Source organism: Pseudomonas sp. LF020, assembly GCF_053456425.1.
The window spans coordinates 644,044-654,703 of sequence record NZ_JBRFIX010000002.1 but is presented as its reverse complement, the minus strand read 5'-3'; the positions used below and the strand labels follow the sequence as shown (position 1 = coordinate 654,703).

Here is a 10,660-nt window from a genome sequence, read left to right as displayed (position 1 = left end):
CCTGAGTTATTTGTGGCCGGCTTTACCCAGCGCCTTGGCGACCAGTTGTTCGTAGAGTTCGGCATACGGTTCGACCGCTTTGCACCAGTTGAACGGCGCGGCCATCGCTCGGCAGCGCATGGCATTGAGCAGTTCGGGGAAGGCGAATACCTTGAACGCGCGGCTCAGGGCTTCGCGGTAACTCTCGACAGTGGATTCGTCGAAGAGAAACCCGGTGACGCCGTTTTCGATGGTGTCGGCCAGACCGCCGGTATTGCGCGCCACCGGCAACGAGCCGAAGCGCTGCGCGTACATCTGGCTCAGGCCGCAAGGTTCATAACGCGACGGCATCAGCAGGAAATCGCTGCCGGCGAACATGCGCCGGGCATCGGTTTCATTGAAGCCGATGCGCACGCCGATCTGCCCGGGAAAGCGCAGCGCCAGTTCACGCATGGCCTGTTCTTCTTCCGGCTCGCCACGGCCGATGATTGCGATCTGGCCGCCGTTCTGCACGATGTATTCAGACACCGCTTCAGTCAGGTCCAGACCTTTCTGATAAACCAGACGCGAGACCACGGCGAACAGCGGGCCGCTGGAATCCTTCAAGCCAAACAATTCACGCACATGGGCGGCGTTGACCGCTTTGCCTTCCCAGTCGCCGATGGCGAATGGCGCGAACAGGTGTGGATCAGTGGCGGCGTCCCAGCTCTCGTCGATGCCGTTGGGGATGCCGCTGAGCAAGCCTTGCTGGGTCTTGGCGGCGAGAAAGCCGTCGAGACCGCAGCCGAAATCCGGGGTGGTGATTTCCTGTGCATACGTCGCGCTGACCGTGGTGATGTGGCTCGAATAGGCCATGCCGGCCTTGAGGAACGACATTTTGCCGTAGAACTCCATGCCTTCCTGTTGCAGGGCATGGGTCGGGATGCCGAGTTCCGGGCACGAGCCGAGGCTGGTCACGCCTTGATAGGCCAGGTTATGAATGGTGAACAGGGTCGGCGTGCGCTGCCCGCGCCAGTGCATATAAGCAGGGGCCAGACCGGCGGGCCAGTCGTGGGCGTGCACCAGATCCGGGCACCAGTGAATTTGTGCGAGGTTGGCGGCGATGTCGGCAGCGGCCAGGCCCAGGCGGGCGAAACGAATATGGTTGTCCGGCCAGTCGCGACCGTTGTTGGCACCGTACGGCGAACCTTCACGCTCATACAGCTCGGGGCAGATCAGCACGTAGATCACCAGCCCGTCCGGCATGTCCATACGGCCGATCTTGCATGGAGGCAATGCGGCATGGCCGCCAAGTTCGCCGATGATGTGGATCGGGTTCTCGCTGTGCATCACCTGCGGGTAACCGGGGATCAACACGCGCACATCGTGCAGATGCGCCATGGCGCGGGGCAGGGCGGCGGAGACGTCGCCCAGACCGCCGGTCTTCACCAGATCGGCGATTTCCGAGGTCACGAACAACACTTTCTTCTTGTTGGGATTCTGGCTGGCGACCGGCGTCAGCGTTTTGGTGCCCGGGACGTTGATCGACCGGCTGCCGGGAAGACTCAATGTGCTCGCTTCGCCAACTGACTGCTGAGCACGCTCTCCCTGAATATCCAATGCCGCACTGATCATGTGAATCTCCCGTGTCGTTGATCTGTTTCTTGTCTGGAACAAGCCATATCCATGGCCAAATCCTGTGGCCGGGCGCAAACGCGCCACGCATCGGTGAGCAAACGCTACCCAACACGCGCAAGCAGAATGGGTGAAATGGCCGTTGCAAGGATTACACCAGTCGCGTTGCCCCTGCCTTTCTGATGACCCGTCGCTTCACGCAAAAGTTTCGACTTTTTTTGCGTGCGGTGACCGACTGGTCTGACCCCGCGAAAATCAGTCTAGGCCAGATCCTAGAGCGGGCGAGGGCAAATGGGTAAATTGTTCGACAATCGGTTTGCAGGCGGCGAAAGACGTGGTGTGCAGGGCGGAACGCACCGACGAAGTGCAGGTTTTTTTGTTTGGAAGGGCTAAAACGGTGACTGGATGGTCACGATTCTGTGCTAGCGGGGAGAGTGGGTGCACTGTTGTGGTGCGGGCAGTTTGTTGCTTTGCTGAACACTGATGCACCTGTAGGAGCTGCCGAAGGCTGCGATCTTTTGATCTTGATTTTCAAAAACAAGATCAAAAGATCGCAGCCTTCGGCAGCTCCTACAGGGTGAGGGGTTAATTTAATAAACGGAGTGGGTTGCCGGCCGCCCAACCCTGAATATCGTCGATCATCTGCGAAAAGAACTGTTCGTAGTTCTTGCGGCTGACATATCCCACGTGCGGCGTGGCCAGCACATTGTCCAATGTACGAAACGGGTGCAGTGCAGGCAGCGGCTCCTGATCGAACACATCCAGCGCCGCGCCGGCGATCTTCTGTTTCTGCAACGCCTTGATCAGCGCCGCTTCATCGACGATCGGACCGCGGGCGGTGTTGACCAGCAGTGCGGTGGGTTTCATCCAGTCCAGTGCCTGCTCATCGACCAGCCCGCGACTGCGTTCGCTGAGCACCAGATGCACTGACAGCACATCGGCCTGTTCGAACAGTTGCTGCTTGCTGACCCAGGTCACGCCGGCTGCTTCAGCGCGTTCAGCGGTGAGGTTTTCGCTCCAGGCAATCACGCGCATGCCAAACACCTGACCGAATTGCGCGACCTTCTGGCCGATGCTGCCCAGACCGAGAATGCCCAGGGTCTTGCCGTGCAAATCACCGCCCAGCCCTTGCTGCCAGCCACCGGCGCGCAGGGAGTTGGCTTCGTTCAGCAGATTGCGCGTGGCGGCCATGATCAGCGCCCAGGTCAGTTCCGGCGCCGCGTGTTTGTAGCTGTCGGTGCCGCAGACCTTGATCCCGAGGCCAGCGGCCGCCTGCATGTCCAGCGCCGCGTTACGCATGCCACCGGTGACCAGCAGCTTGAGATTGGGCAGGCGCTGCAACAGGTCCTGATCGAAACGCGTGCGCTCGCGCATCACGCAGATCACCTGGTACTGGCCCAATCGTTCTGCCAGCGTGGCATTGTCCGCCGGGTAGTCATGCACAAACGCCACTTCGCCGATGCTGTCGAGCACCGACCAGTCAACCACGTCCCGCGCCACGTCCTGCCAGTCATCGATCACTGCAATCTGCACCGCCATCAGCCTTACCTCATCAACGAACGGGATTGGTGTTGTTCAGCCAGCCGAGCAGGGCCTGGTGAAATTTCGCCGGTTCTTCCATCTGCGGCGCGTGGCCCATGCCGGGGAATTCCACCAGCGTCGACTGTGGAATCAGCTTGGCGACCTGCTTGCCGAGCACCTCATAGTGGCCGATTTTCGCCTTGACCTCGGGTGACGCGAGATCCTTGCCGATGGCCGTGGTGTCGGACGTGCCGATCAACAGCAGGGTCGGCATCTTCAGATCCTTGAACTCGTAGTACACCGGTTGGGTGAAGATCATGTCGTAGATCAGCGCCGAGTTCCACGCCACCTGGGTTTTGCCCGGGCCGTTGCTCAGGCCGGCGAGCATGTCGACCCAGCGGTCGAATTCGGGTTTCCAGCGCCCGTCGTAATAGGTGTTGCGCTCGTAGTCGCGAATGCCTTGGGCGGTGACTTTCAGTTCGCGCTGATACCACAGATCAACGGTGCGATACGGCACGCCGAGGGCTTTCCAGTCTTCCAGGCCGATCGGGTTGACCAGCGCCAGTTGGTCGACCTGATCCGGGAACAGCAGCGCGTAGCGAGTGGCAAGCATGCCGCCGGTGGAGTGGCCGAGCAGGGTGGCCTTCTGAATGCCGAGGGCCTTGAGCAGCTGTTGGGTGTTGGTCGCCAGTTGCTGGAAGCTGTACTGATAGTGATCGGGTTTGCTGGAGGTGCAGAAGCCGATCTGATCCGGCGCGACGACGCGGTAACCGGCCTCGCTCAAGGCTTTGATCGAACTGTCCCAGGTAGCGGCGCAAAAGTTCTTGCCGTGCATCAGCACCACGGTGCGCCCGTTGGCCTTGCCGTGGGCCGCGACGTCCATGTAGCCCATCTGCAGGGATTTACCCTGGGACTGAAAGGCAAAGTGCTTGAGCGTGTAGGGGTATTGGAAACCTTGCAGCTCCGGGCCATAGGTCTGGCCTTCGGCGGGTGCAGTTTCAGTGGGCGCTGCAGCGTGGGCGAATAGCGGCAGCGCAGCAGTCAGGACCAGGCCGGGCAGCCAGCGGGACAGCGTGACGGACATAAGGGCAAACTCCATGGAAATCGGCCGATGCTGGAACGCCCGGATTAGGGCGACGTTAACCACAGGCAACGCCATGGCCGGAATGTTCAACCGAGCCAGCCCAGGGTCAGCATTGCCACCACGGCATAACGCGCAGCTTTGGCCAGCGTGACGATCAGCAGAAAGCGCCCGAGCGGCTCGCGCATGACGCCGGCGATCAGGGTCAGCGGATCGCCGATCACCGGCAGCCAACTCAGTAGCAGCGACCAGTGACCATAGCGCTCGTAGTGTTTGCGCGCGGTGGCCATGTGTTTCGCGCTGACGGGAAACCAGCGTCGATCCTGAAAGCGTTCGAGGCCGCGCCCCAGCCACCAGTTGACCAGCGAACCGAGGACGTTGCCCAGCGTCGCCACGCCCAGCAGGCCCCAGAGCCAGTAATGGTCGCTGGCGATCAGCCCGACCAACAGCGCTTCGGATTGCAGCGGCAACAGCGTTGCAGCGCCGAACGCCGCGGCGAACAGCCCGATGTAACCGGCAGCCATCAGTGCGCCGGGTAGTCCGCCACCACCACATCCGTGCCGTCCTTTTTCAGGCCGATCACTTGATAGGCATCGCTCATGCCGTCCATTTCCATGCCCGGCGAACCCATGGGCATGCCCGGTGCGGCGATACCCAGCAGATCGTCGCGTTTGCTCAGGGCCAGCACTTGTTCAGCCGGCACATGGCCTTCGACGAACTTGCCGTTGATCAGTGCTGTGTGGCACGAGCCCAGGCGTGGTGGCACGCCGTGTTGCTGCTTGAAGCTGCTCATGTCGGTTTCGACGTGGTCTTCGACTTTGAAACCGTTGGCTTCGAGGTGACTGATCCATTTTTTGCAGCAGCCACAGTTGGCGTCGCGGTGGACTTCGATCGGGATCAGATCGGCGGCCTGGGCCAGGGAGGACAGGAGCAGGGCGCTGAGGGCGGCCAGTCTCAGTGAGGTTCGCATAATGGATTCTCGGCTCGGATGACGATCAATAAAGGAAAGCATTTTGACCGGATTATCCTGCCCGGCATCAACGGAGTGTTTCAAGTTGATACAAGATAGGCTGGCAGGATGATCGTAGATCAAACCTGACAGCCTGCTGAGCGAGAGATTACAAATCTGTCAGGCAGAATGGAGATGCGCTCTGTGGCGAGGGAGCTTGCTCCCGCTCGGCTGCGCAGCAGTCGCCAATCGGCCAATGTCGGCTTCCTGTTTATTGCGGTGTCAGAGTTGGGGCCGCTTCGCGACCCAGCGGGAGCAAGCTCCCTCGCCACAATAGACTGGTAGGGGAATCACCGGACCTTGAAGCGTCCCATGATCGCGCTCACCCGGTTGTTGGCTTCGAGCAGTTGGTGGGTGTTGAGTTCGCTGGCCTGGCCGCTGTGCACCAGTTCTTCGACCATGTGGCGGATCTGCACCATGCTGCGGTTGATCTCTTCGGTCACTGCACTCTGCTGTTCGGCAGCGGTGGCGATCTGCGTGCTGAGGCTGTTGATGTGGCTGACCGAACCGGCCATTTCATCCAGACCCGAGTTGACCCGCGCCGTGGCGTCGGCGGCGGACTGGCAGCTGGCCTGGGTGTTTTCCATGGCGCTGACCGAGGAACTCACGCCTTGCGTCAGGCGCGTGAGCATCTCGTTGATTTCCGAGGTGCTGGCCTGAGTGCGGGCGGCGAGGGCGCGGACTTCGTCGGCGACCACGGCAAAGCCGCGACCCTGTTCACCGGCCCGAGCGGCTTCGATGGCGGCATTGAGCGCCAGCAGGTTGGTCTGCCCGGCAATTGCACCGATCACCCCGAGAATCTCGGTGATGCGTTGTGCGTCCTGCTGCATGTTCTCGACTTTTTTGGTGGCGCTGGCCACTTCGTCGATCAAGGCCACCACGCTGTTGGTCGCTTCACCGACCACCACCCGCGAGCGGTCGGCGTTTTCGTTGGCGCGCTGGGTGAACGCCGCGGTTTCAGCGGCGTTCTGCGCAACGCTTTCCGCCGTTGAACTCATTTCGGTGATGGCGGTAACGGTCTGATCGGTTTCCGAAGCGTGGCGCAGGAGAATCTGGCTGGTGTTGGCCGACGTGCGCTGCAAGTCATCGAGGCTCGAAGCCATGGCGCCGGTCGCCTGGGTGACTTCACCGATCATGTTCTGCAGGTAGGCGATAAAGGTGTTGACCGAGTGGCCGATGGCACCCAGTTCGTCTTCGGCGCGGATGGTGATGCGCCGGGTCAGATCGGCATCGCCGCTGGACAGCAAGTCGATGTTGGCTTTCAGCGCTTTCATCCGCGAAACCAGTTGGCGAATCGCATACACCTGCAACAACACCAGCAGGATCACCAGCGGAATCTGCAACAGGCTCAGGCTGCTGAGGACGTCGTCACGCTGGGCGGTGAGCATTTTCGTTGGCAGGGCGGTGGCGAGAAACCACGGCGTGCCTTCGATCGGGCGCATGAAGAAAGTGCTGGCTTCGCCGTTGTTGTCGAACTCGACGCGTTGCGCCTGATCACGGTTCTGCAGGCCGGCCTTGACCTGACTGGCGAAGGTCGAGCCGGCGGCCAGCTCGCTGATGTTCTTCAGCACGATCGGGCCGCTGATGCGCGAGCTGTTGCTGATGATCTTGCCGTCGGCCTCGACGATCAGCATTTCGGCGTTGAGGTCTTTTTCCTTGCGCGCCACCAGATCGTTGAAGAAACCCAGCGTCACGTCGATGGTCGACACGCCCCAGGCCGCACCGTTTTTCTGGATCGCCATGGCGCAGTTGGTGCGCGGCTCGGCACTGGCGTCGTCTTTATAGGCGGCAGCCCAGGCGCACTGGCCGCGTGGAGTCTGCATACCCCCCTTGTACCAGCTCTGATCGTAGTAGTTGGGCGCCGCGTCGCTGTTCCAGAAGGTGTTCACCGCCAGTTTGCCCGAGGTATCGCGGTGCCAGAAGGTGCTGAACTTGTTGCGCCCGGCCTCACGCTGACCCGGCAGTGGCCAGATCCCTCCACCGAAGACTTTCAGCTCGCCGTACTGATCCACCAATCCCGGCAATACCGTGTCGATGGCCGCACTGTCGAGCAGCGGAATGGTCTGGGTGATGCTGCGCTGCTGCGCCTGGACTTTGTTCAACTCGCCCTGGATCTGTTCGGCAACTTCGGCAATCCGGTTGAGTACCACCTGTTCTTCGGTATGCCGCAGCTTGGGCGCGACCAATTGGCTGATACCGACCACGGTCAGCACCGACAGCAGCAGGATGAACAGAACCAGAAATAACGTGTAGCGAGCCTGAATGGTGCGGAATGCGGGCATGGATACCGGTCCTTGAGCTGCGATTCTTATTGTGGGGTCGAGGGAAAAACGGCGGGGTCACTCCAGCGTATCGTCGGTGAACGGCGAAGCTTTAGGTACTTTCGTGCAAGAAAACGTCGGGCTGACAGAAGGAGCGTATCGACCTCGATACAAATGAATTAACCGGCACATCAATCGGCGTAAAAAGGCAATCGGCAGCCATCGTCAAACTGCCATGAAACCGCGAGACAGTGAGCTTCTGAGGGTTTGTATCGAGAATGTACAGAAATTGTAAGCGACTGCACTAAAAGGGTTGGTGCCATCACTGGGCCGGTAGATACTTCGCGGCATTCGAGTAGTCCAGCAAGGACATTTCATGGTTATTTCACAGGGAGTCTTCTCATGACGATCGGCATTGTCGGCGGCTGGGAGAGCAAGGCAGGGGTGCTGGTTCGTAATACGGGCGCGAAAAAGCAGGTGAGTCAGAGCGTCAAGGTGCAGCAGATGCTGACCATGGTCGGCAATGATCCGAACGCGATCAACACCGCGGAAATGGACAAGCAGGGCCTGCGCAAGAACATCAAGGGCTTCGATCCGTCGAACACCTCGGTAAAGCAACTGGGCAATCTGAGCGTGTTCCTGCGCAGCCGCGGACTGATCTCCGAGATCACCTCGTTCACTCTGCTCAATGCCGGCGACAAGTTCGACCGCTTCGGCGTGACCAAAGACGTTGATGCCAAATTCAATGCGCTTGAGTATTTCGCGACCCAGCTCGACGCGATCCAGAACAATGGCCTCAATGGCAATGCCTACGGCAAGAACCTGATCCCTGAATACAAAAAGGCGATCTACGTGCTGCAGAACCTGAAAACCTACGGTGAAGGCAACGCGCCGAAGCCGGTGGACCAAGGCGTCAAAGCCAAGGCCTGAGCCCGTCACCCACGGCCCACCCATTGATTGGGTGGGCCGTTTTCGTTTTTAGTCCTGATACCGTTCGCCGGCCTGCTGCGCCTGATCCTGCAGATGCTGCATGTGTGGACAGTGCAGGCTCAGCGTGGAGGTCTGGTAGCCACGATGAAACAGTGCCAGCCAGCCGTTGCTGTAGTCATCGGGGACAACCCCGGTGAAAGCGAAACCGGCATCGGCAAGTTTGTGCAGCGCGCTGGAAAACCCTTGGGCGAGTCTGAGTCTGATCGAAATCAGCCAGTGCGCCGGCAGTTGTCCCAACTGGTTGAGCAGGTTGTCATCGAGGGCCTTGAGCAGCAGGTCATAGCGCCCTGATACGTGATCGAAGCGGATCTTCGGGCCTTTCCATGGCACGGTATTGTCGGTGGTACCAAACACCGCCTCCAGACGCGACATCAGCTCGCGGCAATCCTGCGGCCAGGCGAGTGCCGGCAGCGGGCGCTGATGACCGTCGATGCTGCAGTGACCCACAACAATCGTCTCCCGCCCTGTTCCATCGAACGGCGAAGGCGCGTAATCGGGCAACAGACCACAGCTGTGAAACCCCAGACCGGCGGCCATGCGCTGCGTATACGGGTGGTGCGTGACCTGTTTGATCGTCACGCCTCGGCAATCCAGCGCCTGGGCATGAATCAGCAGCTGCTGGCCCAACTGGGTGGCGATGTTTTGCCCGCGGGCTTCCGGGTGTACCACGGTCAGTGCCAGCTCCGCCAGTGCGGTTCGGCCAGATTGGCGAAACAACGTGGCGTGCCCGCAGATATGCTCGTTTACCACTGCCACCAGCGAGTGCCAGCGACCGTCACTGTGGTTCTGGCTGATCATCCAGGGCAGATACACGTGGGGTTGAGGATAATGAACACCGTAGATTTCTTCGAACAGGCGGCTGACTGCCGGCGCATCGGCGACGCGATAGCGGCGGAAGATTGTCGTGTCCATCACGCTTGTCCCTGCTGCGGATGCTCGTAAACCCGTCGATCCACGACCCGCTGATGTTTGCCGGAGCGTGGATGACAGGTCAGTTCATCGTTCGCACAGGCGATCACGTTCAGCTCCAGCAATTGATCGAGCTGCAGCTTCTCGATCAGCGGGTATTGGTCGATCAGCGCACGGCGCAGGGTCGAGCTTGCCTGGCTGATGTCAGGTGTTCGCGTGCAGGGTACCCACTTGAGGCTCAGCAGATCTTTGCTTGCTCGCTGTTCGATGAGCAGTTGCCAGTCATCGCTGGTGGCGATCTTGCGCACCAGCTCGCCGATGTCACCGGTATCCAGACTCAACACGCTCACCCGCACGCGCTGGCTGTTCATGCTGCGGCCCATCAGGGCGAACTTGCGCATCGGCGTCCCCGGCGGTTCACGCCAGCAGGCGAGGTCGCCGACCGGGTAGCGGATCACCGGCATCAGGCGCCGGGTGAGGTTGGTCAGAACCAGTCTGCCATTACGGTTGCACTCTTCGATGATCTCACCGCTCACCTCATCGATGATCTCCAGCACGCTGTGCCGCTCCAGCATCCGGTGTTCGCCCAGGGCGCAATCGCGGGTGCTGACGCCGATCAGTCCGGCATCGACGCTGGCGTAGCCGATAGAGGCAATGCGTGCGTTCGGGAACACCCGCTGGAGCGTTTGCAGCTGGGCGGCAAACAGGCTCTCGCCGCCGTAGAGCAGGGTTTCGATGCCCTCCAGGATCCGTGACTGGCGCTCAAGCCAGGCGGCGAATTTGAGCATTTGCGCCGGCAGACCGGCCAACACATTGATCCGATACGCAACGATCGACTCGGCCAGTACGGCGCTGTCGACGGCCCCGGTGAAGGGAAATTCGCTGACGGGGGTCTGGACATGTGCCAGCGCGTCGTGGAGAAAAATGAAGCTGGCATACAGGTCGCCGACGAAGAACAGATTGGCGACCCGGTCACCGGGATTCAGTTGCGCCGTGAGGTGGCTGCCGAAATCGCGCACCAGGGTGTGCCATTCTGCGCGGGTGAACAGCGAGAGTTTTCCTGAGCCGGTGGTGCCCCCGGTCTTGAAGACCATCGCGTCTTCCAGCGGGCCTGACAACACTGGCCATCGGTGCGGATTCTGACTGTCACGCCAGTATTGTTCAGGGTCGATCAGTGGCAGTTCGGTCAAAGCGGTGATGGGGGCCGCGACATTTTTGAAGTGTTCGCGGCAATAGGCCGAATGATGGCGGGTGTAACCGAGCAAATCGTTCAATTCAATGAGCGTGTTCATGATT

8 protein-coding genes and 2 pseudogenes are annotated in these 10,660 nt (G+C 60.5%); 1 reads left to right on the top strand and 9 read right to left on the bottom strand.

Annotation, left to right across the window (positions count from 1 at the left end; genetic code table 11):
* Window positions 1-6: 6 nt before the first annotated feature.
* The 7 genes and pseudogenes from glgA to ACU680_RS06880 all read right to left on the bottom strand — a co-directional run.
* On the bottom strand, window positions 7-1,593 hold the full coding sequence (gene glgA, locus ACU680_RS06910) for a glycogen synthase GlgA (protein WP_367084623.1): 1,587 nt from the start codon (window positions 1,591-1,593) through the stop codon (window positions 7-9).
* A gap of 585 nt (window positions 1,594-2,178) precedes the next feature.
* Window positions 2,179-3,132, bottom strand: coding sequence for a D-2-hydroxyacid dehydrogenase family protein (locus ACU680_RS06905; protein WP_367084622.1), 954 nt, complete (start codon window positions 3,130-3,132; stop codon window positions 2,179-2,181).
* A gap of 13 nt (window positions 3,133-3,145) precedes the next feature.
* Window positions 3,146-4,198 (bottom strand): alpha/beta fold hydrolase, encoded by a 1,053-nt coding sequence (locus ACU680_RS06900; RefSeq protein ID WP_448179040.1) that lies wholly within the window; start codon window positions 4,196-4,198, stop codon window positions 3,146-3,148.
* 86 nt (window positions 4,199-4,284) lie between these two features.
* Window positions 4,285-4,719 (bottom strand): YqaA family protein, encoded by a 435-nt coding sequence (locus ACU680_RS06895; protein ID WP_448179039.1) that lies wholly within the window; start codon window positions 4,717-4,719, stop codon window positions 4,285-4,287.
* A complete protein-coding gene (locus ACU680_RS06890) occupies window positions 4,719-5,165 on the bottom strand; it encodes a DUF411 domain-containing protein (protein WP_448179038.1) in 447 nt (148 codons plus the stop codon). The genes ACU680_RS06895 and ACU680_RS06890 overlap by 1 nt, the downstream gene beginning before the upstream one ends.
* Before the next feature lie 329 nt (window positions 5,166-5,494).
* Window positions 5,495-6,022: pseudogene (locus ACU680_RS06885) on the bottom strand (methyl-accepting chemotaxis protein); the annotation flags it as partial.
* A gap of 333 nt (window positions 6,023-6,355) precedes the next feature.
* A pseudogene (locus ACU680_RS06880) lies at window positions 6,356-7,486 on the bottom strand (HAMP domain-containing protein); the annotation flags it as partial.
* Between the two features lie 381 nt (window positions 7,487-7,867).
* Here ACU680_RS06880 and ACU680_RS06875 point away from each other — a divergent pair.
* Entirely contained in the window at window positions 7,868-8,395 is a 528-nt protein-coding gene (locus tag ACU680_RS06875) for a hypothetical protein (RefSeq protein ID WP_007966295.1), read from the top strand.
* Between the two features lie 48 nt (window positions 8,396-8,443).
* Here the strand turns inward: ACU680_RS06875 and ACU680_RS06870 are convergent, their stop codons facing one another.
* Window positions 8,444-9,367 carry a GNAT family N-acetyltransferase gene (locus ACU680_RS06870; RefSeq protein ID WP_448179037.1) on the bottom strand — a complete coding sequence of 308 codons (924 nt, stop codon included), beginning with the start codon at window positions 9,365-9,367 and terminating at the stop codon, window positions 8,444-8,446.
* A complete protein-coding gene (locus tag ACU680_RS06865; protein ID WP_448179036.1) occupies window positions 9,367-10,656 on the bottom strand; it encodes a phenylacetate--CoA ligase family protein in 1,290 nt (429 codons plus the stop codon). Before ACU680_RS06865 ends, ACU680_RS06870 begins: the two co-directional genes overlap by 1 nt.
* Window positions 10,657-10,660: the final 4 nt, after the last annotated feature.